Origin of the sequence: Pseudomonas sp. Fl4BN1, assembly GCF_009908285.1 — a bacterium.
Classification (GTDB): Bacteria; Pseudomonadota; Gammaproteobacteria; order Pseudomonadales; family Pseudomonadaceae; genus Aquipseudomonas.
In genome coordinates, this window is the sequence record NZ_JAAARM010000007.1 from 163977 (window position 1) to 189581 (window position 25605).

A 25605-nucleotide genomic window follows, 5' to 3' on the forward strand; every position below is an offset into this window, starting at 1 on the left:
GCCCATCACAGGAGCCGGATTGTGTAGGAGCTGGCTTGCCAGCGAAGACGTCCTCAAAGCCCCCACAGGACTCAAGGCCCTCTTCGCCGGCAAGCCGGCTCCTACACGAAATTCGCAAAGATGCCCGTCAGAGGCAGCCAAAAAAACCGTGAGGCCAAAACCGTGATCAAGACCTTGAACCACTTGCCCCACCCAACCCTGAACAACGCCACCCTCGCCGGCCATTTCACCGACCTGGCGCCACCGCTCAACGCCCGCCAGGCCCACCTGGAAGCATCACGCTGCCTCTACTGCTACGACGCACCCTGCGTCAACGCCTGCCCCAGCGAGATCGACATCCCTTCGTTCATCCGCAATATCCACACCGACAACGTCCAGGGCGCAGCGCAGAAGATTCTCTCGGCCAATATCCTCGGCGGCAGCTGCGCTCGGGTCTGCCCCACGGAAATCCTCTGCCAGCAGGCCTGCGTGCGCAACAACGCCCAGGAGTGCGCACCGGTGCTGATCGGCCTGCTGCAACGCTACGCCGTGGACAACGCCCATTTCACCCAGCACCCATTCCAGCGCGCCGCGCCCACCGGCAAGCGCATCGCTGTGGTCGGTGCCGGCCCGGCGGGCTTGTCCTGCGCCCACCGCTGCGCTCTGCACGGCCATGAAGTGGTGATTTTCGAAGCCCGGGACAAAGCCGGCGGCCTCAACGAATACGGGATCGCCAAGTACAAGCTGGTGGACGATTTTGCCCAGCAGGAACTGGAGTTCCTCCTGGGCATCGGCGGGATCGAGATTCGCCACGGGCAGAAGCTCGGCGCCAACCTCAGCCTGACCGAACTGCACCAGCAGTTCGACGCGGTGTTCCTCGGCCTCGGCCTGGCCGCCAGCAAGCTGCTGGGGCTGGCACACGAGGATGCCCCCGGGCTGCTGGCCGCCACCGACTACATCCGCGAACTGCGCCAGGCCGACGACCTCAGCCAGTTGCCACTGGCCGAGCACTGCATCGTCCTCGGCGCTGGCAACACCGCCATCGACATGGCAGTGCAGATGGCCCGCCTCGGCGCTCGCGACGTCAACCTGGTGTACCGCCGCGGCATCGAGGACATGGGCGCCACCCACCACGAGCAGGAAATCGCCAAAGCCAACCAGGTGCGCCTGCTGACCTGGGCCGCGCCCCAGGAGGTGCTGCTCAATGATCAAGGACAGGTGCGCGGCATGCGCTTCGCCCGCACCCAGCTACTGGACGGCCGCCTGCAAACCACCGGCGAGACTTTTGAACTGACCGCCGATGCGATCTTCAAGGCCATCGGCCAGGGCTTCGACGGCGCCGCCCTGAGCGACCCGCTGGCCCGGGAACTGCAACGCAGCGGCGAGCGCATCCAGGTGGACGAACACCTGCGCACCAGCATCCCCGGGGTCTATGCCGGCGGCGACTGCGTCAGCCTCGGCCAAGACCTCACGGTGCAGGCGGTACAACACGGCAAGCTGGCCGCAGAAGCCATGCATGCCCGACTGATGCTCAACCAGGAGGCTGCGTAAATGGCCGATCTGTCGATTGTCTTTGCCGGTATCAAAGCCCCCAACCCGTTCTGGCTGGCCTCCGCGCCCCCCACCGACAAGGCCTACAACGTGGTCCGCGCCTTCGAGGCCGGCTGGGGCGGCGTGGTCTGGAAAACCCTCGGCGAGGACCCGGCGGCGGTCAACGTGTCGTCGCGCTACTCGGCGCACTTCGGGCCTAACCGCGAGGTCATGGGCATCAACAATATCGAGCTGATCACCGACCGTTCCCTGGAGATCAACCTGCGAGAAATCACCCAGGTGAAGAAGGACTGGCCGGACCGCGCGCTGATCGTTTCGCTGATGGTGCCCTGCGAGGAAGCGTCGTGGAAAGCCATCCTGCCCCTGGTGGAAGCCACCGGCGCCGATGGCATCGAACTGAACTTCGGCTGCCCCCACGGCATGCCGGAACGGGGCATGGGCGCAGCTGTGGGCCAGGTGCCGGAATACGTCGAGCAGGTGACCCGCTGGTGCAAGACCTACTGTTCGCTGCCGGTGATCGTCAAGCTGACGCCGAACATCACCGACATCCGCATGGCCGCCCGCGCCGCCCACCGCGGTGGGGCTGACGCGGTGTCGCTGATCAACACCATCAACTCCATCACCAGCGTCGACCTGGAGCGCATGGTCGCCCACCCGATGGTCGGCAGCCAGAGCACTCATGGCGGTTATTGCGGCTCGGCGGTCAAGCCGATTGCCCTGAACATGGTGGCCGAGATCGCCCGCGACCCACAGACCCAAGGCCTGCCGATCTGCGGCATAGGCGGCATCGGCAACTGGCGCGATGCCGCCGAGTTCGTCGCCCTGGGCTGCGGTGCGGTGCAGGTGTGCACCGCCGCCATGCTTCACGGCTTTCGCATCGTCGAAGAGATGAAGGACGGTCTATCGCGATGGATGGACAGCCAGGGCTACCACAGCCTGCAAGACTTCAGTGGGCGCGCCGTGGGCAACACCACCGACTGGAAGTACCTGGATATCAACTACCAGGTGATCGCGAAAATTGACCAGGAGGCGTGCATCGGTTGCGGACGCTGCCACATTGCCTGCGAAGACACTTCGCACCAGGCGATTGCCAGCCTCAGGCAAGCGGACGGCACCCATAAATATGAGGTGATCGACGACGAATGCGTGGGTTGCAACCTGTGCCAGATCACCTGCCCGGTGCAGGATTGCATCGACATGGTGCCTCAGGAAACCGGCAAGCCATTCCTCGACTGGCAGCACGATCCGCGCAATCCCTACCACGAAGCTGTTTGAGAGAGAGGCCTGCTCTTGCCGGCGAAGGTGGTCTTGCGGGCCTCTTCGCTGGCAAGCCAGCTCCTACGGTAGACAGGTATATCGCGGGGGGATCTGTAGGAGCCGGCTTGCCGGCGAAGGTGGTCTTGCGGGCCCTTTCGCTGGCAAGCCAGCTCCTACGGCTGGCAGGATATCGCGGGGGGATCTGTAGGAGCCGGCTTGCCGGCGAAGGTGGTCTTGCGGGCCCTTTCGCTGGCAAGCCAGCTCCTACGGCTGGCAGAGATATCGCGGGGGATCTGTAGGAGCCGGCTTGCCGGCGAAGGCGGTCTGGCGGGCCTCTTCGCTGGCAAGCCAGCTCCTACGGCTGGCAGGAATATCGCGGGGGATCTGTAGGAGCCGGCTTGCCGGCGAAGGCGGTCTTGCGGGCCCTTTCGCTGGCAAGCCAGCTCCTACGGCTGGCAGAGATATCGCGGGGGATCTGTAGGAGCCGGCTTGCCGGCGAAGGCGGTCTGGCGGGCCCCTTCGCTGGCAAGCCAGCTCCTACGGTAGGCGGCGATGCAGGCTCAGGGCTCCAGGCCAATACCTCGAAGAATCACGCTGGTGACGGTCTGCACCGCCCGCTCGAACTGCAGGTCCGACAGCGGCTGGTGCTCGTTGAGGATCATCACCTGATGGTCGAAGTCGGCGTAATGCTGGGTCGAGGCCCAGATCATGTACAGCAGGCTCGACGGCTCCACCGGCAGAATCCGCCCATCCTCGACCCACTGGCGAATCTTCGCTTCCTTCATCTTCGCCCAGTCGTAGAGGCTGGCATCCAGGGCTTCGCCCAGCGTCGGCGCGCCATGGATGATCTCGTTGGCCCAGACCTTGGAACCATAGGGCCGGCTGCGTGAATGCTGCATCTTGGCGCGGATGTAACTGCTCAGTACCACTCGTGGGTCGTCGAACATTTCAAAGCACAGGGCGTCCTGCTTCCACACCTCCAGCAGGCCCAGCAGCACCGCGCTGTACAACTCGCTCTTGGTGCTGAAGTAGTAATGCAGGTTGGAGCGCGGCAGTTGCACTTGCTCGGCGATATCCGCCATGGCGGTGCCGGCATAGCCCTTTTCAGCAAAAACTTTCTCGGCACCCAGGAGGATTTTTTCCACGTTGCTGCGACGGATCTCAATCTTGTGATTGCCCATGAGGGCTCCCTGAAAACAGCCTGGGGCAAGACTAGCATCCACCCGCGTACTGCGGGGAGCCGTCAGGCCTGAGACATTGCGGGCCGACGCCGGTCTTTCGCCGCCAGGCCGTATTGGGTAGGATCGGCATCCCGCTCATTTGCAGCAGCCACTGCGGTGCTCCGTCCAGGCGTTAATTCGCGACACGGGCATACAGGTCTCTGCCCGAATGCCGGCCCTGCCCCATCGCCGGCCATCTGTCCTGTTACCGATGGAACATGCCCATGAAGATTCGCCCTCGCGTCGCTGCGGACGACGCCCTGCTGACCGCGCTCTGGGAGCGCTCGGTACGCGCCACCCATGACTTTATCGCTGAAGACGATATCCAGCGCCTGTACCCGCTGGTACGCGACAGCTACCTGCCGGCCCTCGAAGTGCTGGTCTGGGAAAACCCCGACGCCAGCCCCGCAGGTTTTATCGCCACCAGCGACGACACCGTGCAGATGCTGTTTATCGAGCCGGCCCTGCGCGGCCAGGGCATCGGCCGCACGCTGCTGGATCAGGTGCGTCGCCCTGGCCTGAAGGTCGACGTCAATGAACAGAACCCCAAGGCCCATGGTTTCTACCGTCACTATGGTTTCGTCGACTGCGGCCGCTCGGAAACCGACGGTGAAGGCCGGCCGTTTCCGATCATTCATATGCAGTTGCAAGATCGTTGAGCCCCACTCTCTTTAAAGGTAACCCTGTCATGTCCCTGAAAAACCTGTTCACCACCACCGCCCTGCTCGCCTCCCTGCTGGCCACCACCTCGGTGTTCGCCCATGCCCATCTGAAAAGCTCGACCCCGGCCGCCGACAGCAGCGTCACCGCGCCCACTGCGCTGCGCCTGGTCTTCACCGAAGGCGTGGAAGCGGCCTTCACCCAGGTCAAGCTGAGCAAGGACGGCACCCCGGTGGAAGTCAAAAGCCTCGCCAGCGAAGGCAGCGACAAGAAAGTCCTGATCGTCACCCCGGCCGCCACGCCGCTGCGTGCCGGCGAGTACAAGGTGCAATGGCACGCCGTGTCGGTGGATACCCACAAGAGCGAAGGCAGCTACAGCTTCAAGGTGAGCCAGTAACCCATGGCGTCATGGCTGGTGCTGTGCCGCTTCGTGCACTTCGCGGTGATCTTGACCCTGGTTGGTGCCTGGGTGTTTCGCCCGCTGTTGCTGGGGCTCGATCCGCAGCCCGGCACGCATCAAGCCGTTGAGCACCGACTGGAGCGACTCAGCCGCTGGCTGGCGCTGGTTGGCCTGGGCAGCGGCCTGTGCTGGCTGCTGCTGATCACCGCCAGCATGGCCGGCGCCTGGTCGGCGGCGCTGGACCCGGCGACCGTGCAGTTGGTGCTGGGCAAGACCTTTTTCGGCCAGGTCTGGACTTGGCACCTGCTGCTCAACCTGCTGTTGCTCGGCCTGCTGCTGACCCCGCTGGGCCGGCGCCTGTCGGTGCAACTGGGGCTCGGCGCGCTGCTGTTGGCCACCCTGGCACCGGTGGGTCACGGGGCCATGCTCGATGGCCTGCAGGGGCAGTTGTTGATCCTCAACCAGATCGTGCACTTGAGCTGTGTCGGCATCTGGCTGGGAGGCTTGCTGGTGTTGTTGCTGGTGTTGCGGCAACCCGCGGGCCTGTCTGTCGAGCCCTTGTTAAAGCGCTTCAGCGGCGTGGGTTATGGGCTGGTAACCGGCTTGCTGATAACCGGCCTGATCAACGTGCGGGTGCTCACCGGGCAATGGTGGCCGACGCCATTGTTCAATGGTTTTGCCCTGATCCTGCTGATCAAGGTGTTGCTGGTGGCGGGCATGCTCGGGCTGGCGCTGTTCAACCGCCTGCGAATCCGCGGCTGCGACCGGCGCCTGTCGAGCCTGCGCAACAGCGTGCAGGTGGAATGGCTGCTGGGTGTGGCCGCAGTGGCCGCAGTCTCGCTGCTGGGCACCTTGCCGCCAATGCAAGCGGTCTGAACGATCCCCCCGGTAGGAGCTGGCTTGCCAGCGAAGAGGCCCGCAAGACCACCTTCGCCGGCAAGCCGGCTCCTACAGGACCTCCCGCGATATCTCTACCAGCCGTAGGAGCTGGCTTGCCAGCGAAGGGGCCCGCAAGACCGCCTTCGCCGGCAAGCCGGCTCCTACAGTGCGGCGGTGTGTCGGTTAGCGGGAGGTGTCGATGCTGACCACCACCGACAGTCCGGGACGCAGGCGTTCAAGCTCCGGTTGATCCGGGTCGACGCTGATCCGCACCGGCACGCGCTGGGCAATCTTGACGAAGTTGCCAGTGGCGTTGTCGGCCTGCAACAAGGCGAATTCGGAACCGGTGGCCGGGGAAATCCGTTGCACCTTGCCGCTGAATTTGCGGTGGCTCAGCGCATCCACGCTAAAGCTCACCGGCTGCCCCACACGCACATTGTCCATCTGGGTTTCCTTCAGGTTGGCAATCACCCACAGCTGGTTGGGCACCAGGGCCATCAACTGCGCACCGGAATTGACGTAAGCCCCCAGGCGCACGCCGATCTGCCCCAGTTGCCCATCCCGTGGCGCCAGCACTCGGGTGTTGGACAAATCGATCCGTGCCAGTTCCACCGCCGCCTCGGCACTGCTCACCGCGGCCTCCAGCGAACCGCGATTGACGATCACCGTCTGCAGATCCTGCCGGGCGATTTCCAGTTGTGCCTGGGCCTGGGCCACTGCCGCCACGGTCTGGGCATTGGCGGCACGGGTCACGTCCAGCTCACGCCGGGACACCGAACCGTCGGCGATCAGCGCTTCGTTGCGTTGCAGGTCCGCCACGCTCTTGCGCGCCTGGGCCTGGCTGTCGGCCAACGCCGCCTGGCGCAGCTTGATGGTGGCCTCGGCGCTATTACGTTGTTGCAGGGCATTGGCCAGGGCCGCTTTCTGCACCGCCAGTTGCGCCTGGGACTGATCCAGGCGCTGCTGGTAGATGCGGTCGTCGAGGCGCACCAGCAGGTCGCCGGCCTTGACCTGCTGGAAGTCCTGCACCGGAACCTCGAACACATAGCCGCTGAGCTGCGGCCCGATGATGGTTACCTGCCCGCGCACCAGGGCATTCTCGGTGCTTTCCACGGCGCTGGAAAACGGCGGCAGCTGCCAGGCGTAAAGCACGATCAGCACACCGACGATGGCGATGGCGGCAAATCCCAGGGACGAAATGATGCGCACCGCCAGCGGCCGTGGTTCGGTACCGGGAAGGGTCGGCGGTCCGTTGGGCTCGGCGGATGCGGCAATGGCATTGGTGGTGGGATGGATGGATTCGCTCATGAAGAAGGGGCACCACTGGGTTGAACGGAAGCCGGGGCCGCAGGCACGACCGCGCGGGTCGTGCTCATCAGCCACAGGCTGCGAATGAAGATCCAGACCATGGTCAGTACGGCAATCACCGCAATCAGCATGAAGACATCGTTATAGGCCAGCACATTAGCCTCGCGGGTGGCCGCCGTGGCCAGGCTGCGCATGCCTTGCAGGGTGCGCAGGTCGGGGTCGGCGATGATCTTGCCATAAGCCGCTGCGCCACTCTGCACCCGGGCCAGCACCTGGGGATCGAGCAAGGTCAGCTGCTCGACGATATGACTGGAATGGTATTTCTCACGAACGATCTGGAAGGTCCCGAGCAACGCCGAGCCGATCAGCCCGCCGAGGTTCTGGCAGATGCCGAACAACACCGAGAAGCTCACCAGGTTGCGCGGATTGGTCAGCACGTTGCGGGTCCCCAGGACCATGGTCGGGCCGAGGAAGAAGGTTCCGCCAAAGGCCAGCAGGAACTGGCTGAGGTACATGTTGGCCGGGCGCGTGAGGTTGCTGGAGAAGCTGTCCATCACCGAACCCAGCGCCATCAGCGCCAGGGAGATGATCAGCGGCCTCAGCAGGTGCGCCGGGTTGATGGTCAAGGCGCTGGTGGCCAGCCCGGCGATACTGCCCAGCAGCATTACCCCGTAGAGCATGCGCATCTGCTCGCTGCTCATGTTCAAGGCCTGGAGGAAACCCACTGCGCCGGTGGACTGCTCGGACAACACCATGCGGATCAGGATCACCGCCAGGGCCAGGCGGATCATCGCCCCACTGCCAAGCCAGCGGGTCATCAGCATCGGGTTGCTGCGGTTATGTTCGATGCACAACCCCGCCATGATCAGCACGATCGAGCCCGCGCTGGCATAGCCGATCCACGGCGCCTCCAGCCACCAGTCGATCCGCCCCAGGGACAGCACCGCGCACAGCAGCGCCACGCCGCTGGCAAGCAAGGCGAAGGTCAGGAAGTCGAGTTTCTCGAAGGTGCGAAAGCGATCCCCCGGCGGCAGCTTGAGCATGAACACGCAGCCCAGGGAAGTCAGTGCCAGGCCCAGTTCGAACAGATACAGGCCGCGCCATTCGGCAATCTGCAGCAGATCCTCGGAAAACAGCCGCGCCAGGGGCAAGGCCAGTTGCGAGGTGCCCAACCCCAGCACCAGGGCCTTGAGTCGCCACTTCGCCGGGAAGGCCTGGACCATGTAGTACAGGCCCAGGGAACTCAGGGCGGCACCAACCATGCCGTGGGCCGCACGCACGGCGATCGCCGAACTCAGGTCGTTGACGAACAGGTGGCCGAAGGTCACCAGGGCATACAGCACCAGGAACACCTCGGTGAAGGCCCGCAGGCCGAACTGCTGGCGAAACTTCACCAGCAGCAGGTTCATCGACACGTTGGTCATCACGTAGGCCGCCGGCAGCCAGGCCATTTCCGCCGTGGTCGCGCCCAGTGCGCCCTGCAGATACGGCAGGTTGGCGATCACCAGCGAATTGCCCAGGCCGCCAGTGATGGCCACCAGCAAGCCCACCAGGGCATAGGCCAGGCGCTTGTGGGTGGGGTGCAGCGGTGTCGAGGGGGAACCGGGCAAGCTGGGCTTTTCGTGGGGCTGCCAGTTGCGCGGGGCGTAGTGATCCATGCAGTGACCTTGTGCAGTGCCAGGCTGCAACGCAGCCGTTGGCGATATTTCTCATGGTCCGCCAGTGTGCCGGAAAACCCCGAGGGCAGGCGAACCGGCAACGGCGTGGATGAATTTTATTTGAAGACGCTGGCGTCGGCGCTGTTTTTTCGAAATCCTTCAGCAGGCGCCGAGTCTCAACGCCACCCGACCTTGGCCGTCATTATCCGGAACTCAAATGCCCCTGCCCTTTATAAAAATGCACGCCAATGGTGATGATTTCGTGCTGATCGACGCCCGTGGTCGCGACTACCCGATCACCCGCGAACGTGCCAGGGCCCTGGGCGATCGGCAGCGCGGCATCGGTTTCAATCAACTAGTGGTGCTCAGCGATTGCCCCGAGACGGCGGCGCAACTGACCTTCTGGAACGCCGATGGTTCCAGCCTGAGCACCTGCGGCAGTGCCACCCGCGGCGCTGCCGAGCTGCTGCTGGGCGAAAGCGGCGAGCGTTCGGTGCAGGTGAAGACCGAGCGCGGTATCCAGCACTGCCAGCGCCTGGACGATCAGTCGATTTCGGTGGAAATGGGCGAGCCACAGTTCGCCTGGCAGGCGATTCCCCTGGCCCGGCCCCTGGACACTTTGACCTTGCCACTGCCGGGAACGCCGACGGCATGCAGCATGGGCAACCCCCATTGCAGCTTTTTCGTCGAGCACCTGGAGCGCCTCGATATCGCCAGTATCGGCCCGCTAATCGAGGCCGACCCGCTGTTTCCACAAAAGACCAACGTGCATTTCATCCAGATCATCGACCGCCAGACCCTTCGCCTGAGGATCTGGGAACGCAACGGCGCGATTCCCCTGGGCTCAGGCTCCTGCTCCTGCGGGGCCGCGGTCAATGGCATCCGCCGTGGTTTGCTGGACAGCCCAGTCAAGGTGCTATGCGATGGCGGCCCGGTGACCGTCAGCTGGGACGGCCAGGGCACGGTGCGCCTGGCCGGTACCGTGACCCGGGTGTTTCACGGCTCGCTATGACACCGTGGCGCCGGCAAAAACCGGGCGCCCGGGCAACGCGGCCTAGATCCAGCCCAGCCACTTCCACCAGGTCATGGCGAACACCAGCATCAGCAGGTAACCCACCAGCGTCACCAGCAACCCGACCTTGGCGAACTGCCGCGCATTGAAGGTTTCGGTGCCCAGGCAGACCATGTTCTGCGGCGCGTTGATCGGCAGGATAAAACCGTAGCTGACGACAAACCCCAGGAGCATGGTCATGCCCAAGCGATTGATCTCGCCCGGCAAGGTCTGCAGCACTGCAATCAGGATCGGCAGCAAGGCCGAAGTCAGCGCGGTGGCGCTGGCAAATCCCAGGTGAATCAGGATCAGGAAGGCGCCGAGGATCGCGAACACCGCCAGCGGGCCGAGATGGTCGAGCCCGGTATGGGCCACCACCTGAGTCCCCAGCCACTGCCCGGCCTGGGTGCTGAGCAGCGCCGTGCCCAGGCTGATGCCGACACCGAAGACAATCACCGTGCCCCAGGGAATCCGTGCCTGCACGTCCTTCCAGGTCATGATGCCGATCCGTGGCAACAACAGGATCACCAGGCCGGCGTAGGTGGTGGTCGTGGTGTCGAAGGGGTGCAGCTTGCCCTCGGTGGACCAGGCCAGCAGCAGCAACAGCGATACCGCCAGCAGGCGTTTCTGCGGCCCGGTCATGGGCCCGATATCCACCAGGGACTGGGCCACGGCTTCCTTGCCACCGGGGATGCTGTCGGTTTCCGGCGGCAGCAGTTTGAGCACCAGCCACAGCAGTACCAGGGACATGATCACCGCCCAGGGCGCCCCGGCGATCAACCAATCGAGCCAGGCCACGCGCTGGCCAAGCATCTTGTCCATGAAACCCACGGTCAGCAGGTTCTGTGCGGCGGCGGTCTGGATGCCGACGTTCCAGATGCTGGTGCCCTGGGCCACCACGATCATCAACCCGGCGGCGATGTTCGAGCGTTTGTCGACCCCAAAGGCGGCGATCACACCCATCATGATCGGCACCACGCAGGCGCTGCGCGCTGTAGCGCTGGGCACCAACAAGCTGAGGAGGATGGTCACCGCGATGGCCCCGACCAGGATGCCCCGGGTGCTGGTACCGACCCGGGTCAGGGTCACCAGGGCAATGCGTCGGTCGAGGCCGGTGTGGGTCATCGCCGCGGCGATGAACAAGGCGCCGGTCACCAGGGCCAGGGCCGAGTTGGAGAAGCCGGTCAGGGCCATGCTGATGGCCGCCGAACTGCCGTAGATCTGGGTCGGGTCCTGCAGGGTCGGCGCGGTGCCGATAAGGAAGGCCATCAGCGCAGTGATCATGATCGCGCTGGCCTCATAGGACACGGCTTCGCTGATCCACACCACCACGGCGAACGCGAGGATCGCCAGCATCCGGTGCCCTGCCACCGGCAGGTCGGCGGGCAGAGGCAGAAGCAGTACCCCGACCAACGCCAGCACGCCGATCAGCAATCCAATCGGGAATACGGCCTTGGTCGCGGGCGCCGTTGTCACAGGCGTTGTCATGGGCCTTTTCCTTTTCGTTGGGGAGACGTCAAGGATGCCTCAAAACTGCCAAAACTGCCTTGATAAGGGTCAAGTCCAAGGGGGTGTGCCCCCCTCATTCCTGTACCCGCGAGGCCTGAAATACCCCTGGCCAGACCCTGTACTCCCCACCAGCTGTCCCCGGGCTGAACAAAAAATAACAATTGGAAATATATTTTTACATCTATGCAGATTTTTCACATGTTTGAGATCAGAGTGCTACCAAGGAGACAAGGAGTCGAACTGTTATTGGTTGTATCACTCCAACTTGCAAGGTGCCTTTATGGTGATAAGAAACTTGAAACTGACTTCCAGGGCGCTGCTGAGTTTTGGCGCCATCTGTATGTTGTTGATCGGTCTGGGGGGACTGGCACTGTGGAAAATGGGACAGATTCACGACGCGGCACTGGACCTTCAGTCCAACTGGCTGCCCAGCGTCAGACAAGCCACGAAAATCGAATCCAGCGCGTTGCGTGTGCGCCTGGAGGCGCTGCACTACGCCACTGAAACCGACAGCCAGAAAGGCGCGTCCCTGGACAAGCTGGGCTCGCTGAAAACCACCCTGGCCCAGGTGATCAAGGACTACGAGCCGCTGGTCTCCAGTGCCGAGGAAAAAACCCTCTACGATCAGGTCAAGCGTAACGCCCAGGACTACCTGGACAAGCTGGCCGTGGTGATCGATGCCAGCAAGACCAATACCGCGCAACAGAGCAGTGACTACATCAACCAGGTCACCGTGCCCCTGGCCAACACGTTGCAGAGCGCCATCGAAGCGCTGATCAGTCTCAACGAAAAAGGTGCCGCACACTCGGCGACCCAGGCCGGCGAGCAGTTCGACAGCGGCCTGACCCTGACCTCGCTGATCATCGTCCTGGCGATCATCCTGACCATGCTCATCGCGGTGCTGTTCACCCGCAGTATCATCCGCCCGGTGCAATCACTGCTGAGCACCACGCAGAAAATCGCCGAGGGCGACCTGCGTGCCGAGGTCGAAGTCAACGGCCAGGACGAACTGACCGACCTGCAGAAATCCACCCAGGCGATGCTCGACAGCTTGAAGTCGACCATCCGCCACATTGCCGACTCTTCCACTCAGTTGGCCTCCGCCGCCGAGGAAATGAGCGCCATCACCCGTGAGTCCAACGCCGGTATCCAGCAACAGAGCATGGAGACCGACCAGGCCGCCACGGCAGTCAACGAAATGACCGCCGCCGTCGAGGAAGTGGCACGCAATGCGGTCTCCGCCTCGCAGTCGACCCAGGCTTCGGAGCGTTCCGCAGGGCTGGGCAAGGAGCGCGTCGAACAGACCATCCACTCCATCGAAAAACTCACCGGGACCGTGGAGAACACCCGGGTGGAAATGGCTGGCCTGGCCCAACAGGCCCAGGACATCACCAAGGTCCTGGACGTGATCCGGGCGATTGCCGAACAGACCAACCTGCTGGCCCTGAACGCCGCCATCGAGGCCGCCCGGGCGGGTGAACAGGGTCGAGGTTTTGCCGTGGTGGCTGACGAAGTGCGGGCCCTGGCCCACCGCACCCAACTCTCGACCCAGGAAATCGAGCAGATGATCCAGGGCATCCAGAGCGGTTCGAGCAAGGCCATGGTGTCCATGCAGCAAAGCAGCGAGGACGCCAGCCAGACCCTGGCCATCGCCCACGAGGCCGGTGCTGCCATCAGCCACATCACCCAGGCCATCAGCGAGATCAACGAACGCAACCTGATGATCGCCACCGCCTCGGAGGAGCAGGCCCAGGTCGCACGCTCGGTGGACCAGAATCTGATGAGCATCCGCGACCTGTCGCTGCAAAGCTCGTCCGCGGCCAGCCAGACCTCGATCGCCAGCAGTGAACTGTCGTCCCTGGCGGTGAGTCTGAACAAACTGGTGGCACGCTTCTCCCTGTGAGACGGGCCAAGGCCCGCTGAGAAGCCAGGTAGAAAAAACGCTCGTGCTGGACGCTGTTCGCCAGCCAGCCGCCTCCTACAGATCATCCCGATCATGCAGGGGACGGCTGGCCGGTGATCGCCGAGCGCCCTCTAGGGGAGTGCTGGTCATGCTGAAACTGATCTCGATCCAACAGCTGCAAATGGGCATGTACATCCATCAGTTCTGTGGTTCCTGGCTGGACCACTCATTCTGGAAAGCCGGTTTTGTCCTCGACAGCCGTGACGACCTGCAGCGCCTGCAACGCTCCAACCTGAGCAGCCTGTGGATCGACTCCAGCAAGGGTTGCGACCTGCCTGAGGCCAGCCCGCCGGCACCGACCCCGACACCAACAACGGCCCCTGCGGTGGAGTTGCCGACGCCGCGGGCGAGCATGGATGAGGAAGTCCAGCGTGCCCTCAAGCTCTGCGCCCACTCGCGCAAGGCGGTGATGGCGATGTTCCAGGAAGTGCGCATGGGCCAGGCACTGGAGATGCAACAAGCCGAAGAACTGGTGGTGCAGATCGCCCAGTCGGTGCTGCGTCATCCCAATGCGCTGATCAGCCTGGCGCGACTGAAGAACGCCGACGACTACACCTATATGCATTCAGTGGCAGTCTGTGCACTGATGCTGGCCACCGCGCGTCAGTTGGGGCTGTCGGAGGACTATATTCGCCTGGCGGGCATCGCCGGCCTGCTGCATGACGTGGGCAAGCTGACCATCCCCGACAGCATTCTGAACAAACCGCAAAAGCTCTCGGACAGCGAGTTCGAGCAGGTCAAGCGCCACCCGGAAGCCGGTGGCGCAATCCTGCGCCAAAGCAGCGATGTGGATGCCGTGGTGCTCGACGTGTGCCTGCACCATCACGAAAAGGCCGACGGTTCCGGGTATCCGCACCGCCTGGCCGGCAGCCAGATCAGCCTGTTTGCACAAATGGGCGCGGTCTGTGACGTGTATGACGCAGTGACCTCCAATCGCCCCTACAACCGTGGCTGGGACCCGGCCGAGGCGATCCAGCGCATGTCCACCTGGAAAGGCCATTTCGACCAGCGGGTGTTCCAGGCCTTCGTCAAGAGCGTGGGCATCTACCCGGTAGGTTCGCTGGTGCGCCTGGAAAGCGGTCGCCTGGCGGTGGTGATGGAGCAGCATCCGAGCGCCCTGCTGACGCCCAGAGTCAAGGTGTTCTTCTCGACCCGCTCCAACCTGCCATTGGCGCAGAGCGTGATCGATCTGGCCAAGGTCCAGGGCCAGGATCGCATCATCGCGCGCGAAGCCCCGGAAGACTGGGACTTCAAGAACCTGGAGCAGCTGTGGAACGGGCTCTCCGCCTGAGCCTCAGAGACCCAGGGTCAGGCCGTTGGCCGGCAGCGGCAGCGCGGTCTTGTAGCGCACCTGCTTGAGGGCGAAGCTGGAGCGGATATTGGCCACCCCGGGAACCTTGGTCAGAAAGTCCATCATGAAACGCTCAAGCGCCTGGATAGTCGGCACCAGCACCCGGATCAGGTAGTCCGGGTCTCCGGCCATCAGGTAGCACTCCATGACTTCCGGGCGGTCGGCAATCGCCTCCTCGAAGTGCTGCAAGGCCTCTTCCACCTGCTTCTCCAGGCTGACGTGAATGAATACGTTGACGTGCAGCCCCAGCAGGTCGGGGTCCAGCAGGGTCACCTGCTCGCGGATCAGCCCCAGCTCCTCCATGGCCTTGACCCGGTTGAAGCACGGGGTCGGTGAAAGGTTCACCGAGCGGGCCAGGTCAGCGTTGGTGATGCGGGCATTCTCCTGAAGACTGTTGAGAATGCCGATGTCGGTACGGTCCAGTTTGCGCATGAGACAAAACAACCTTGTTTTTATGTTTATGCAGATTTTTTATCTGCAAATGACCTCCAGCGCAATGAAACAGAGATAAATATTCTCCTTCACCCGGCCTATGATGTTTGTAGGACAAGATTTTCCTTACCCAGGAAATGACTGTCAGCTAGCGCGCCCAATTACAAGAAATCCACAAGATCGAGCGTAGAAAGCCATGACCACAGCGTATGCACCGCTACGCCTGCACGTTCCCGAACCCTCGGGCCGTCCCGGCTGCAAGACCGACTTCACCTACCTGCGTCTGAACGACGCCGGCCTGGCTCGCAAACCCCCTATCGAGATTGAACCTGCGGAAACCGCCGACCTGGCCCGCGGGCTGATCCGTGTGCTCGACGATCAGGGCAATGCCCTGGGCGAATGGGCCAGCGACGTGCCCGTGGAGATCCTCCGCCAGGGCATGCGCGCCATGCTCAAGACGCGGATCTTCGACAACCGCATGGTGGTCGCCCAACGGCAGAAAAAAATGTCGTTCTACATGCAGAGCCTCGGCGAGGAAGCCATCGGCAGCGCCCAGGCGCTGGCCTTGAACATCGACGACATGTGCTTCCCCACCTACCGCCAGCAAAGCATCCTGATGGCCCGCGACGTACCGCTGGTGGAGATGATCTGCCAACTGCTGTCCAACGAGCGCGATCCGCTCAAGGGACGCCAGTTGCCGATCATGTACTCAGTGAAAGAGTCCGGGTTCTTCACCATCTCCGGCAACCTGGCGACCCAGTTCGTGCAGGGCGTGGGCTGGGGCATGGCCTCGGCGATCAAGGGCGATACCAAGATCGCCTCGGCCTGGATCGGCGACGGCGCCACCGCCGAGTCGGACTTCCACACCGCGCTGACCTTCGCCCACGTGTACCGCGCGCCGGTGATCCTCAACGTGGTCAACAACCAGTGGGCGATCTCCACCTTCCAGGCCATCGCCGGCGGTGAAGCCACCACCTTCGCCGGACGCGGCGTGGGCTGCGGCATCGCCTCGCTGCGGGTCGACGGCAACGATTTCATCGCGGTCTACGCCGCCTCGCGCTGGGCCGCCGAACGCGCCCGGCGCAACCTCGGCCCGACCCTGATCGAATGGGTCACCTACCGCGCCGGCCCGCACTCCACCTCCGACGACCCGTCGAAATACCGCCCGGCCGACGACTGGAGCCACTTCCCCCTCGGCGACCCGATCACCCGCCTCAAGCAGCACCTGATCAAGATCGGCCAGTGGTCCGAAGAGGAACACAGCGCCGTCAGTGCCGAGCTTGAAGCCCAGGTCATCGCCGCGCAGAAGGAGGCCGAGCAGTTCGGCACCCTCGCCGGCGGCCAGATCCCCAGCGCCGCGACCATGTTCGAGGATGTCTACAAGGACATGCCCGAGCACCTGAAACGCCAACGCCAGGAACTGGGGATCTGAGATGAACGACCACAACAACAATATCCAGTTGGACACCGCCATGACCACCACCACCATGACCATGATCCAGGCCCTGCGCTCGGCCATGGATGTGATGCTTGAGCGTGACGACAACGTGGTGGTGTTCGGCCAGGACGTCGGTTACTTCGGTGGCGTGTTCCGCTGCACCGAGGGCCTGCAGGCCAAGTACGGCACCTCGCGGGTGTTCGATGCGCCGATCTCGGAAAGCGGCATCGTCGGCGCGGCCATCGGCATGGGCGCCTATGGCCTGCGCCCGGTGGCGGAAATCCAGTTCGCCGACTACGTCTACCCGGCCTCGGACCAGATCATTTCCGAAGCCGCGCGCCTGCGCTATCGCTCCGCCGGCCAGTTCACCGCGCCGATGACCCTGCGCATGCCCTGCGGCGGCGGCATCTACGGCGGCCAGACCCACAGCCAGAGCATCGAGGCGATGTTCACCCAGGTCTGCGGCCTGCGCACCGTGATGCCTTCCAACCCCTACGACGCCAAGGGCCTGTTGATCGCCTCCATCGAGAACGATGACCCGGTGATCTTTCTGGAACCCAAGCGCCTGTACAACGGCCCGTTCGATGGCCACCACGACCGCCCGGTAACCCCCTGGTCGAAACACCCGTCGGCCCAGGTGCCGGACGGCTACTACAAAGTGCCGCTGGACGTGGCGGCCATTACCCGCCCTGGCAAGGATGTGACCATCCTCACCTACGGCACCACCGTCTATGTCTCGCAAGTGGCGGCCGAGGAAACCGGCATCGACGCCGAGGTCATCGACCTGCGCAGCCTGTGGCCGCTGGACCTGGACACCATCGTCAAGTCGGTGAAGAAGACCGGCCGTTGCGTGGTGGTGCACGAAGCCACCCGTACCTGCGGTTTCGGCGCCGAACTGGTGTCGCTGGTGCAGGAACACTGCTTCCACCACCTGGAAGCCCCGATCGAGCGCGTCACCGGTTGGGATACGCCGTATCCCCACGCGCAGGAGTGGGCATATTTCCCAGGGCCGTCCCGAGTGGGCGCGGCGCTGCAACGGGTCATGGAGGTCTGAATGGGCACGCACGTTATCAAGATGCCGGACATCGGCGAAGGCATCGCAGAAGTGGAATTGGCGCAGTGGCATGTGAAAGTCGGCGACCTGGTGGTGGAAGACCAGATACTGGCGGATGTCATGACCGACAAGGCCATGGTCGATATCCCCTCGCCGGTGCACGGCAAGGTCATCGCCCTGGGCGGCGAGCCCGGTGAAGTGATGGCGGTGGGCAGCATCCTCATCAGCATCGAAGTCGAAGGCGCGGGCAACTTCAAGGAGTCCGCCCAGGCGCCTGCCGCTAGCCACAAAGAGCCGGCCGCTATTAATAAGCCGGCACCAGCAGCGGTGGCCGCAGCGCCCCAGGCTGAAGCCAAGCCGGCAGTGCGCAGCCAACCCGCCTGCAGCCGCCCTGCCCCGCAGGCACCGGTGGCCCGCGAAGCCGACGAGCGCCCATTGGCTTCGCCGGCAGTGCGCAAGCATGCCCTCGACCAGGGTATCCAACTGCGCCTGGTACAAGGCAGCGGCCCGGCCGGGCGCATCCTCCACGAGGACCTGGACGCCTACCTGGCCCAGGACAGCCAACCGCTGCACGGCTACTCGGCCCCTGGCACCGGTTATGCCGAACGCCACGACGAAGAGCAGATCCAGGTGATCGGCATGCGCCGCAAGATCGCCCAGCGCATGCAGGAATCCAAGCACCGTGCCGCGCACTTCAGCTATGTCGAGGAAGTGGACGTCACCGCCCTGGAAGAGCTGCGCGTGCACCTCAATGAAAAACACGGCGCCAGCCGCGGCAAGCTGACCCTGCTGCCGTTCCTGGTGCGGGCCATGGTGGTGGCCCTGCGCGAGTTCCCGCAGATCAACGCGCGCTACGACGACGAAGCCCAGGTCATCACCCGCCTCGGCGCGGTGCATGTCGGGGTCGCCACCCAGAGCGACATCGGCCTGATGGTGCCCGTGGTACGTCACGCCGAAGCCCGCAGCCTGTGGGGCAACGCCGAGGAAATCTCGCGCCTGGCCCAGGCCGCCCGCAGCGGCAAGGCCGCTCGCGATGAGCTGTCCGGTTCGACCATCACCCTCACCAGCCTCGGTGCCCTGGGCGGCATCGTCAGCACCCCGGTGCTGAACCTGCCGGAAGTGGCGATTGTCGGGGTCAACCGCATCGTCGAGCGGCCGATGGTGATCAAGGGCCAGATCGTGATCCGCAAGATGATGAACCTCTCCAGCTCCTTCGATCACCGGGTGGTCGACGGCATGGACGCCGCGCAATTCATCCAGGCCATTCGCGGCCTGCTCGAACAACCCGCCACGCTGTTTGTGGACTGATGATCAGAGGAGCATGCATGCAACAGACTCTTACTACCCAACTGCTGATCATCGGCGGCGGCCCTGGCGGTTATGTGGCGGCGATTCGTGCCGGCCAGCTGGGTATCTCGACCATCCTGGTGGAGGGCCAGTCCCTGGGTGGCACCTGCCTGAACATCGGCTGCATCCCGTCCAAGGCGCTGATCCATGTCGCCGAGCAGTTCCACCAGACCCGCCACCACAGCCAGGGCTCGGCCTTGGGCATCGAAGTGGCGGCGCCGACCCTGAACATCGGCAAGAGCGTGGAATGGAAGGACGGCATCGTCGACCGCCTGACCACCGGGGTTGCCGCGTTGCTGAAGAAGCACAAGGTCCAGGTGATCCAGGGCTGGGCCAAGGTGATCGACGGCAAGACCGTGGAGATCGAAGGCGCCGAGACCCGCATCCAGTGCGAGCACCTGCTGCTGGCCACCGGTTCGAAAAGCGTCAACCTGCCGATGCTGCCCATCGGCGGGCCGATCATCTCTTCCACCGAGGCCCTGGCACCTAAGACCCTGCCCAAGCGCCTGACCGTGGTCGGCGGCGGCTACATCGGCCTGGAGCTGGGCATCGCCTACCGCAAGCTGGGGGTCGAGGTCAGCGTGGTCGAGGCTCAGGAGCGCATTCTCCCGGCCTACGATGGCGAACTGACCCAGCCGGTGCTGGATTCGGTGAAGCAGTTGGGGATCAAGCTCTACCTCAAGCACAGCGTGCTGGGCTTCGATGCGACATCCAGCAGCCTGCAGGTACGTGAACCCAACGGTGAGACCCTGAACCTGGAAACCGATCAGGTACTGGTAGCAGTGGGTCGCAAGCCCAACACCCAGGGTTGGAACCTGGAAAGCCTGAACCTGGAGATGAACGGCGCAGCAATCAAGATCGACAACCGCTGCCAGACCAGCATGCGCAACGTCTGGGCCATCGGCGACTTGAGCGGCGAGCCGATGCTCGCGCACCGGGCCATGGCCCAGGGCGAGATGGTCGCCGAACTGATTGCCGGCAAGCACCGCGAGTTCAACCCGGCGGCGATCCCGGCAGTGTGCTTCACCGACCCGGAGTTGGTGGTGGTGGGCAAGACCCCGGACGAGGCCCGCGCCGCTGGCCTGGATTGCATCGTCAGCAGCTTCCCGTTCGCGGCCAATGGCCGGGCCATGACCCTGGAATCGAAAAGCGGTTTCGTGCGGGTGGTGGCCCGAAGTGACAATCACCTGATTGTCGGCTGGCAGGCAGTGGGCGTCGGGGTATCCGAGTTGTCCACGGCGTTCGGCCAATCCCTGGAAATGGGTGCGCGGCTGGAAGACATCGGCGGCACCATCCACGCGCATCCGACCCTGGGCGAAGCGGTCCAGGAAGCGGCGTTGCGCGCATTGGGCCACGCCTTGCATCTGTAACCAACCAAGGGACACACAGGACTGTGCCCAGGTAGGAGCGTGGCTTGCCCGCGAAAGGGCTGGCGGGGATAGCCAAGCGTTCGCGCCGGGGCCTTCGCGAGCAAGCTCGCTCCTACGGGGATACGGGGGCTGTTATAGGGGGGACGTTTCATGAGCAGGTTCAGTTTTTTTGTCGCCCCTGCCATCGTCCGGGATGCGGTACGCCCCCGGAATGCAGTATTGTTGTGCCCATCCAAAAAAACGTCAGAAGCCTTGAGCCGTTCCGGCGGTTGTTAAGTGATAGAGGGTGTCATGGGTAACGAAAGCATCAATTGGGACAAGCTGGGTTTTGACTACATCAAGACAGACAAGCGCTATCTGTCGCACTGGCGTAACGGCGAGTGGGACAAGGGCACCCTGACCGAAGACAACGTGCTGCACATCAGCGAGGGCTCCACTGCCCTGCACTATGGCCAGCAATGTTTCGAAGGCCTCAAGGCCTACCGCTGCAAGGACGGCTCGATCAACCTGTTCCGCCCGGACCAGAACGCCGCCCGCATGCAACGCAGCTGCGCGCGTCTGCTGATGCCGCACGTGCCCACCGAACAGTTCATCGAAGCCTGCAAGCAGGTGGTCAAGGCCAACGAACGTTTCATCCCGCCTTACGGCACCGGCGGCGCGCTGTACCTGCGTCCGTTCGTGATCGGCGTGGGTGACAACATCGGCGTGCGTACCGCACCCGAGTTCATCTTCTCGATCTTCGCCATCCCGGTCGGCGCCTACTTCAAGGGCGGCCTGACCCCGCACAACTTCCTGATCTCCAGCTACGACCGTGCAGCCCCGCAAGGCACCGGCGCGGCCAAGGTCGGTGGCAACTACGCCGCCAGCCTGATGCCTGGCTCCGAGGCCAAGAAGGCGCACTTTGCCGACTGCATCTACCTCGACCCGCTGACCCACCGCAAGATCGAGGAAGTCGGCTCGGCGAACTTCTTCGGTATTACCCATGATGACAAGTTCGTCACCCCGAACTCGCCATCGGTACTGCCGGGTATCACTCGCCTGTCATTGATCGAACTGGCCAAGACCCGCCTGGGCCTGGAAGTGATCGAAGGCGACGTGTTCATCGACAAGCTGGCGGACTTCAAGGAAGCCGGTGCCTGCGGTACCGCCGCGGTGATCACGCCGATCGGCGGCATCGAGTACCAGAACAAGCTGCACGTGTTCTACAGCGAGAAAGAAGTCGGCCCTGTCACCCAGAAGCTCTACAAAGAGCTGACCGGTGTGCAGACCGGCGACGTGGAAGCGCCAGCGGGCTGGATCGTCAAGGTCTGATCCGCGCCCCGCTGCAACCCAGCCCGCCCCTGCCTGCCAGGGGCGGGCTTTTTCATGCCGGCAATTTACTTCGTCGACTTGCTCCTGCCGAGCAGGCCATGCAACGGCTGCTCGACCCGCCTTGACCTGACGAAGGCGGGTTCAGTCCTCAAAGACCGATGCCGAATAGTGTCAGTACCTGTCGCGACCCATCCATCATTAGCAGTACGGCCAGGGACGCCAGAAAGGTGTAGCAAAAACTACTGACCAGTACGCAGACTTCAAAACCGGCAAACGTTGACCAATTCCTGGCGCGCATTGGCCGGGCCTGCATGAGCCACATCATTTGCTCTCGCGGCAAGTGATAGGTGTGTTGTAGAACCTTCATCTTGCGAAAGTTCTCGAGCAGTGAATACATCACCACCAACGTCGTGACCGCCGCCACCCACCAGTACCCTAAAGGCTCCAGCACACTGTGCCCGAGACCATTTGAACCGGCCGCCTGTTGAAAAAAGACAACCCCTACCAGCGACACCACGGGCACCACTATCCCGAAGTAGATCACCAACCCCAGGCTGGCCATGGCCACACCGCTGGCGAAGACACTGATGCGAATCACCCAGGCGAGGAACCCTGGGGAAAACTTCGAATAGGCCCTTTGCGTTTCGATCACCAGCAAGGGAATCAACATGGTCAACACCCCGACCCCGATATCCACGGCGTTGAATCCAGTTTTGGGCAGCAGCAATGCCATCAGGAAGGTCACCCCACGGCTGCCCACTCGCCACATCATCTTCGCGTCGTCAGTTACCGTCTTCGACCAGAACTCCTCGGTAATACCCTTGCCATCATCCATTGGCGATCTGCCTCATTGCTCAAAGCCGCGCATTGTCAGGCATGACCCCGGCGCCTGCCCAGCACCATCGCTGCGTACCTGACCAATCCGCTTGCCTGGCCGCGCCGCCACCGGGCTGGCCTGGCCATCACGCTGCTTGCCATGGCGCGCTTCGCTGATCAGCGCCGGGATCAGCGGCCCCTCCGGCAGGTGCTTCCAGAAGCGGGCCGGCAAGTGCCCCTGCATGACCTTGGGGTTGAGCCGCGCCGGGTTGAAGATGTGGCTGTAGTAGGCCAGCCACAAGTCGCCGCCGGGGTCTTCGGCTGGCTGCGCCAGTTGCTGCCAACCAAGCGGGCACCGACGTTGATAGAGCAGCTCCCGGCCATCGAAATACACCCCGTCCCGGGGGGTAGCGATCATCCAGCGATGGCGCCCCATGCGCCCGATAAAGTGCTGGCTGGCGCTGGCCAGGATGTCGTGGGCCGGCTCGTGCCAGGCGACGAACTCCGGCTGTTGCGCCAGGCTCGAACGCCCTTCGGCCAGGCGGACAAACCGCACAAAGGCGTGCAGGTGATGAGCCTCGCGGTCCACTTGCTTGATCCGCCGTTGCAGCTCGCTGCCCAGTTGATCACCGCTGAGCATCGCCGTGCGGTCGCCGTGGCTGACCCGCCACAGCACCTCATACAGCAGGCTCCAGCGCTGGTCCCCGCGATAAGCGCCCGCCCGCTCCAACAGCTGCAGCAACGCCGGGGGAATCCGCGCGCGAAACGGGCCCGACGCCTCAGGGCAGTCCTCGTCGCTGGCAAACAGGTCATTTTCCCGAGCCCCGGACCAACTGACTCGGCTCGGGTCGATGGAGTGGCTGAGCAGCCAGCGTGCCTGCTGGCGCCAGGTGTCGAACAGGTCGTCGCAGTCCAGGCTGATCATCCCCACAACCCCATCTGCTGGGGTTGCGGGCGGTCCCGCAGTTGCTGGTAGAGCAAGGCGCTGCTGCTTTCCGCCTGCTGCGGGTGGTAGTCGCTGGTGATGAAGAACGGCTTGGCCTTGCTTAGCACGCAACGCATGCGCGCCAGGTCCTCGAAGCGAATCCGCCGCTCGCGGCGCAGCTCCACCAGGCGCTGGGTGGTGCGCAGGCCGATCCCCGGGATTCGCGAGATCAACGCCGGTTCGGCGCGGTTCAAATCGAGGGGGAAGACGCTGCGATTCTCCAGCGCCCAGGCCAGCTTCGGGTCGATGTCCAAGGCCAGGTGCCCCGGCCCCTTGAACAGCTCGTTGGCGCTGAAACCGTAGCCACGCAGGAGGAAGTCCGCCTGATACAAGCGGTGCTCGCGCATCAGCGGTGGCGCGGCCAGGGGCACGCTTTTCGGGCTGTTGGGAATCGGGCTGAAGGCCGAGTAATAGACCCGGCGCAAACGGAAGTTGCCGTACAGGGACTCGGCGCTGTGCAAAATGGTGCTGTCGTCGGTGTCATCGGCGCCAACGATCATCTGCGTGCTCTGCCCGGCCGGGGCGAAGCGCGGGGCCCGGGGCTCGTTGAGCACCGTCTGCTCGCCGGTGTAGATGGTGCGCATGGCCTGCTTGATCGAGCCCAGCTGTTTTTCCGGGGCCAGGGTCTTGAGGCTCTGGTCGGTGGGCAGTTCGACATTGACGCTGAGGCGGTCGGCATAGCGCCCGGCTTGCTCGATCAGCGCCGGGTCGGCATCGGGAATGGTCTTGAGGTGAATGTAGCCACGAAATTCGTGCTCCTCGCGCAGCAACTGCGCAACCCGCACCAGTTGCTCCATGGTGTAGTCCGCCGAGCGGATGATCCCGGAACTGAGGAACAACCCGCTGACGCAATTGCGCCGATAGAAGTCCAGGGTGAGCAGCACCACTTCCTCGGGGCTGAAGCGCGCCCGGGGCACATCGCTGGAACGGCGGTTGACGCAGTACTGGCAGTCGTAGAGACAGAAATTGGTCAGCAGCACCTTCAACAAGGAAACGCAGCGTCCGTCCGGGGTGTAGCTGTGGCAGATGCCCATGCCGCTGCTCGAACCCAGCCCGCTCTTGCCTTCGGAGCTGCGCTTGGGCGCGCCGCTGCTGGCGCAGGAGGCATCGTACTTGGCCGCATCGGCGAGAATGCTCAACTTGTCGATCAGTTGCATGATCACACCTGGATACTGTTTTTATATACAGTACAGAGTCCGCCTGGCAAGGTTCAAGCAATCCTTGTGCGGCGCAGCAAAAAACTCTGTCGAGGTGGCTACAGGCCCCCGGGGAAAACCCTTACCATGCGCCGCAGCGATACCGCCCTGCCCCATGAAAGGAATCACCATGCGTCCCCTGTCTCGTCTATGCCTAGTCCTGGCCTTGATGCTCGCAGCCTTCCAGGTCAACGCCGGCGAAGATCGCCAGGCCCTGGTCGCCAGGCTGGCGGCCAAGGTCCAGGCTGAAAAAGCCTGGCAGGCCCAGGCGCAGCAATGCCCGACTGCCGTCATGCCACAACGCGCTAAGATCCAGACCACCCAGGTCAACCGTTGCCAAAACGCGGCACAACTGGACAGTTGCATGAGCCGCTGCGAAGCCGGAAACGGCAACGACTGCTACTGGTTGGGCACCACCCTGCAACAGGCCGCTGGCCCGGCCGCGACTTACGAACCGCTGTATCAGCGCGCCTGCAGCCTGGGGCTGGTGTCCGGTTGCACCAACCACGCCGCAGGCCTGCTGAAAGCGCAGCCCGACAGCGAAGCGACTCGCCAGTGTGCCGTGCAGTCCTTCGCTCAGGCCTGCGACCTCGACGATCCCTGGGCCTGCACCATGTACGGTTTCCATCTGAGCCGCGGGATCGGCGTGCAGGCCGACGTCAAGCAGGCCCTGAAGGTGCTGGAGAAGTCCTGCAAGTTTGGCATCGACGATCCGGCCTGCAGCGGTGCCCGGCAGTTGCAGGAGGACATTCGCGCAGCCATCAAGGCCGCCCAGTCCTGAGGCGCAAAGAAATACCGGCCGCTATGGCTCTGACGCCGGCCCCATAGCGCAAACAGTGCAGGGGCCGGGGCTAACCTCCGCCCGGCTGG

Annotated in this window: 22 protein-coding genes; 14 read left to right on the forward strand and 8 right to left on the reverse strand. The window is 63.7% G+C overall.

The features are described 5' to 3' along the window. The first annotated feature begins 162 nt into the window (after positions 1 to 162). Positions 163 to 1530 carry an NAD(P)-dependent oxidoreductase gene (locus tag GV818_RS10590; RefSeq protein WP_372242087.1) on the forward strand — a complete coding sequence of 456 codons (1368 nt, stop codon included), beginning with the start codon at positions 163 to 165 and terminating at the stop codon, positions 1528 to 1530. Next, positions 1531 to 2805: an NAD-dependent dihydropyrimidine dehydrogenase subunit PreA gene (preA, locus tag GV818_RS10595; protein ID WP_161776513.1), complete on the forward strand. Its 1275-nt coding sequence runs from the start codon at positions 1531 to 1533 to the stop codon at positions 2803 to 2805. Between the two features lie 542 nt (positions 2806 to 3347). On the opposite strand, the gene GV818_RS10600 is transcribed toward preA, so the two are convergent. Then, positions 3348 to 3968 (reverse strand): TetR/AcrR family transcriptional regulator, encoded by a 621-nt coding sequence (locus tag GV818_RS10600; RefSeq protein ID WP_161758153.1) that lies wholly within the window; start codon positions 3966 to 3968, stop codon positions 3348 to 3350. 263 nt (positions 3969 to 4231) lie between these two features. On the opposite strand from GV818_RS10600, the gene GV818_RS10605 reads away from it, so the two are divergent. The 3 genes from GV818_RS10605 to copD are packed head-to-tail and all read left to right on the forward strand — an operon-like array spanning position 4232 to position 5943. Continuing rightward, positions 4232 to 4666 carry a GNAT family N-acetyltransferase gene (locus tag GV818_RS10605; RefSeq protein ID WP_161776514.1) on the forward strand — a complete coding sequence of 145 codons (435 nt, stop codon included), beginning with the start codon at positions 4232 to 4234 and terminating at the stop codon, positions 4664 to 4666. 29 nt (positions 4667 to 4695) lie between these two features. Continuing rightward, positions 4696 to 5064 (forward strand): copper homeostasis periplasmic binding protein CopC, encoded by a 369-nt coding sequence (copC, locus tag GV818_RS10610; protein ID WP_161758151.1) that lies wholly within the window; start codon positions 4696 to 4698, stop codon positions 5062 to 5064. Between the two features lie 3 nt (positions 5065 to 5067). Beyond that, positions 5068 to 5943, forward strand: a complete 876-nt coding sequence (gene copD, locus GV818_RS10615; RefSeq protein ID WP_161776515.1) for a copper homeostasis membrane protein CopD — start codon at positions 5068 to 5070, stop codon at positions 5941 to 5943. A 186-nt stretch (positions 5944 to 6129) separates the two neighbouring features. Here copD and GV818_RS10620 read toward each other — a convergent pair whose 3' ends face one another. Both GV818_RS10620 and GV818_RS10625 read right to left on the reverse strand, forming a co-directional pair. Next, positions 6130 to 7254, reverse strand: a complete 1125-nt coding sequence (locus GV818_RS10620; protein WP_161776516.1) for an HlyD family secretion protein — start codon at positions 7252 to 7254, stop codon at positions 6130 to 6132. Then, positions 7251 to 8912 carry an MFS transporter gene (locus tag GV818_RS10625; protein WP_161776517.1) on the reverse strand — a complete coding sequence of 554 codons (1662 nt, stop codon included), beginning with the start codon at positions 8910 to 8912 and terminating at the stop codon, positions 7251 to 7253. The genes GV818_RS10620 and GV818_RS10625 overlap by 4 nt, the downstream gene beginning before the upstream one ends. A 217-nt stretch (positions 8913 to 9129) precedes the next feature. Here GV818_RS10625 and dapF point away from each other — a divergent pair, with 217 nt between their 5' ends. Continuing rightward, positions 9130 to 9924 (forward strand): diaminopimelate epimerase, encoded by a 795-nt coding sequence (gene dapF / locus GV818_RS10630; RefSeq protein WP_161776518.1) that lies wholly within the window; start codon positions 9130 to 9132, stop codon positions 9922 to 9924. A gap of 42 nt (positions 9925 to 9966) precedes the next feature. Here the strand turns inward: dapF and GV818_RS10635 are convergent, their stop codons facing one another. Then, the gene (locus GV818_RS10635) at positions 9967 to 11451 is read right to left on the reverse strand and encodes a DASS family sodium-coupled anion symporter (RefSeq protein ID WP_161758146.1); all 1485 of its coding nucleotides are present in this window, start codon (positions 11449 to 11451) and stop codon (positions 9967 to 9969) included. Positions 11452 to 11752: 301 nt separating this feature from the next. Here GV818_RS10635 and GV818_RS10640 point away from each other — a divergent pair, with 301 nt between their 5' ends. Then, a complete protein-coding gene (locus GV818_RS10640) occupies positions 11753 to 13375 on the forward strand; it encodes a methyl-accepting chemotaxis protein (protein ID WP_161758145.1) in 1623 nt (540 codons plus the stop codon). Between the two features lie 148 nt (positions 13376 to 13523). Beyond that, positions 13524 to 14726, forward strand: coding sequence for an HD-GYP domain-containing protein (locus GV818_RS10645; RefSeq protein WP_161776519.1), 1203 nt, complete (start codon positions 13524 to 13526; stop codon positions 14724 to 14726). A gap of 3 nt (positions 14727 to 14729) precedes the next feature. Here the strand turns inward: GV818_RS10645 and bkdR are convergent, their stop codons facing one another. After that, entirely contained in the window at positions 14730 to 15218 is a 489-nt protein-coding gene (gene bkdR, locus GV818_RS10650) for a Bkd operon transcriptional regulator BkdR (RefSeq protein ID WP_161758143.1), read from the reverse strand. Positions 15219 to 15414: 196 nt separating this feature from the next. Between bkdR and GV818_RS10655 the strand changes: the two genes are divergently transcribed. The 5 genes from GV818_RS10655 to GV818_RS10675 all read left to right on the forward strand — a co-directional run bounded on the left by GV818_RS10655 (position 15415) and on the right by GV818_RS10675 (position 21738). Then, positions 15415 to 16650: a 3-methyl-2-oxobutanoate dehydrogenase (2-methylpropanoyl-transferring) subunit alpha gene (locus GV818_RS10655; RefSeq protein WP_161758142.1), complete on the forward strand. Its 1236-nt coding sequence runs from the start codon at positions 15415 to 15417 to the stop codon at positions 16648 to 16650. A 1-nt stretch (position 16651) separates the two neighbouring features. Then, on the forward strand, positions 16652 to 17710 hold the full coding sequence (locus GV818_RS10660; RefSeq protein ID WP_161758141.1) for an alpha-ketoacid dehydrogenase subunit beta: 1059 nt from the start codon (positions 16652 to 16654) through the stop codon (positions 17708 to 17710). Next, positions 17711 to 19018 (forward strand): dihydrolipoamide acetyltransferase family protein, encoded by a 1308-nt coding sequence (locus GV818_RS10665; protein ID WP_161776520.1) that lies wholly within the window; start codon positions 17711 to 17713, stop codon positions 19016 to 19018. It abuts the gene before it with no gap. A gap of 17 nt (positions 19019 to 19035) precedes the next feature. After that, complete coding sequence (gene lpdA / locus GV818_RS10670) at positions 19036 to 20427, forward strand: dihydrolipoyl dehydrogenase (protein WP_161776521.1); 1392 nt, start codon at positions 19036 to 19038, stop codon at positions 20425 to 20427. Between the two features lie 291 nt (positions 20428 to 20718). Further along, positions 20719 to 21738: a branched-chain amino acid aminotransferase gene (locus GV818_RS10675; protein WP_161758138.1), complete on the forward strand. Its 1020-nt coding sequence runs from the start codon at positions 20719 to 20721 to the stop codon at positions 21736 to 21738. Between the two features lie 148 nt (positions 21739 to 21886). Here the strand turns inward: GV818_RS10675 and GV818_RS10680 are convergent, their stop codons facing one another. Genes GV818_RS10680 through GV818_RS10690 form a run of 3 tightly spaced genes read right to left on the reverse strand, consistent with a single transcriptional unit; the run spans position 21887 to position 24696 of the window. Continuing rightward, positions 21887 to 22573 carry a hypothetical protein gene (locus GV818_RS10680; RefSeq protein WP_161776522.1) on the reverse strand — a complete coding sequence of 229 codons (687 nt, stop codon included), beginning with the start codon at positions 22571 to 22573 and terminating at the stop codon, positions 21887 to 21889. 12 nt (positions 22574 to 22585) lie between these two features. After that, positions 22586 to 23479 (reverse strand): TIGR03915 family putative DNA repair protein, encoded by an 894-nt coding sequence (locus GV818_RS10685; RefSeq protein WP_161776523.1) that lies wholly within the window; start codon positions 23477 to 23479, stop codon positions 22586 to 22588. Further along, a complete protein-coding gene (locus tag GV818_RS10690; RefSeq protein WP_161758135.1) occupies positions 23476 to 24696 on the reverse strand; it encodes a putative DNA modification/repair radical SAM protein in 1221 nt (406 codons plus the stop codon). The genes GV818_RS10685 and GV818_RS10690 overlap by 4 nt, the downstream gene beginning before the upstream one ends. 169 nt (positions 24697 to 24865) lie before the next feature. Between GV818_RS10690 and GV818_RS10695 the strand changes: the two genes are divergently transcribed. Beyond that, a complete protein-coding gene (locus GV818_RS10695) occupies positions 24866 to 25516 on the forward strand; it encodes a sel1 repeat family protein (RefSeq protein WP_161776524.1) in 651 nt (216 codons plus the stop codon). The last annotated feature ends 89 nt before the right edge of the window (positions 25517 to 25605 follow it).

Excerpts from the sequence above, each read along its gene's own strand:
- copC (WP_161758151.1), top strand. The coding sequence starts at position 4,696 with ATGTCCCTGAAAAACCTGTTCACCACCACCGCCCTGCTCGCCTCCCTG.
- GV818_RS10635 (WP_161758146.1), bottom strand. The coding sequence starts at position 11,451 with ATGACAACGCCTGTGACAACGGCGCCCGCGACCAAGGCCGTATTCCCG.
- GV818_RS10600 (WP_161758153.1), bottom strand. The coding sequence starts at position 3,968 with ATGGGCAATCACAAGATTGAGATCCGTCGCAGCAACGTGGAAAAAATC.
- lpdA (WP_161776521.1), top strand. The coding sequence starts at position 19,036 with ATGCAACAGACTCTTACTACCCAACTGCTGATCATCGGCGGCGGCCCT.
- GV818_RS10620 (WP_161776516.1), bottom strand. The coding sequence starts at position 7,254 with ATGAGCGAATCCATCCATCCCACCACCAATGCCATTGCCGCATCCGCC.
- GV818_RS10690 (WP_161758135.1), bottom strand. The coding sequence starts at position 24,696 with ATGCAACTGATCGACAAGTTGAGCATTCTCGCCGATGCGGCCAAGTAC.
- GV818_RS10645 (WP_161776519.1), top strand. The coding sequence starts at position 13,524 with ATGCTGAAACTGATCTCGATCCAACAGCTGCAAATGGGCATGTACATC.
- GV818_RS10680 (WP_161776522.1), bottom strand. The coding sequence starts at position 22,573 with ATGGATGATGGCAAGGGTATTACCGAGGAGTTCTGGTCGAAGACGGTA.
- GV818_RS10675 (WP_161758138.1), top strand. The coding sequence starts at position 20,719 with ATGGGTAACGAAAGCATCAATTGGGACAAGCTGGGTTTTGACTACATC.
- dapF (WP_161776518.1), top strand. The coding sequence starts at position 9,130 with ATGCCCCTGCCCTTTATAAAAATGCACGCCAATGGTGATGATTTCGTG.
- GV818_RS10685 (WP_161776523.1), bottom strand. The coding sequence starts at position 23,479 with ATGATCAGCCTGGACTGCGACGACCTGTTCGACACCTGGCGCCAGCAG.
- GV818_RS10660 (WP_161758141.1), top strand. The coding sequence starts at position 16,652 with ATGAACGACCACAACAACAATATCCAGTTGGACACCGCCATGACCACC.
- GV818_RS10640 (WP_161758145.1), top strand. The coding sequence starts at position 11,753 with ATGGTGATAAGAAACTTGAAACTGACTTCCAGGGCGCTGCTGAGTTTT.
- GV818_RS10655 (WP_161758142.1), top strand. The coding sequence starts at position 15,415 with ATGACCACAGCGTATGCACCGCTACGCCTGCACGTTCCCGAACCCTCG.
- GV818_RS10665 (WP_161776520.1), top strand. The coding sequence starts at position 17,711 with ATGGGCACGCACGTTATCAAGATGCCGGACATCGGCGAAGGCATCGCA.
- GV818_RS10605 (WP_161776514.1), top strand. The coding sequence starts at position 4,232 with ATGAAGATTCGCCCTCGCGTCGCTGCGGACGACGCCCTGCTGACCGCG.
- GV818_RS10625 (WP_161776517.1), bottom strand. The coding sequence starts at position 8,912 with ATGGATCACTACGCCCCGCGCAACTGGCAGCCCCACGAAAAGCCCAGC.
- GV818_RS10695 (WP_161776524.1), top strand. The coding sequence starts at position 24,866 with ATGCGTCCCCTGTCTCGTCTATGCCTAGTCCTGGCCTTGATGCTCGCA.
- bkdR (WP_161758143.1), bottom strand. The coding sequence starts at position 15,218 with ATGCGCAAACTGGACCGTACCGACATCGGCATTCTCAACAGTCTTCAG.
- copD (WP_161776515.1), top strand. The coding sequence starts at position 5,068 with ATGGCGTCATGGCTGGTGCTGTGCCGCTTCGTGCACTTCGCGGTGATC.
- preA (WP_161776513.1), top strand. The coding sequence starts at position 1,531 with ATGGCCGATCTGTCGATTGTCTTTGCCGGTATCAAAGCCCCCAACCCG.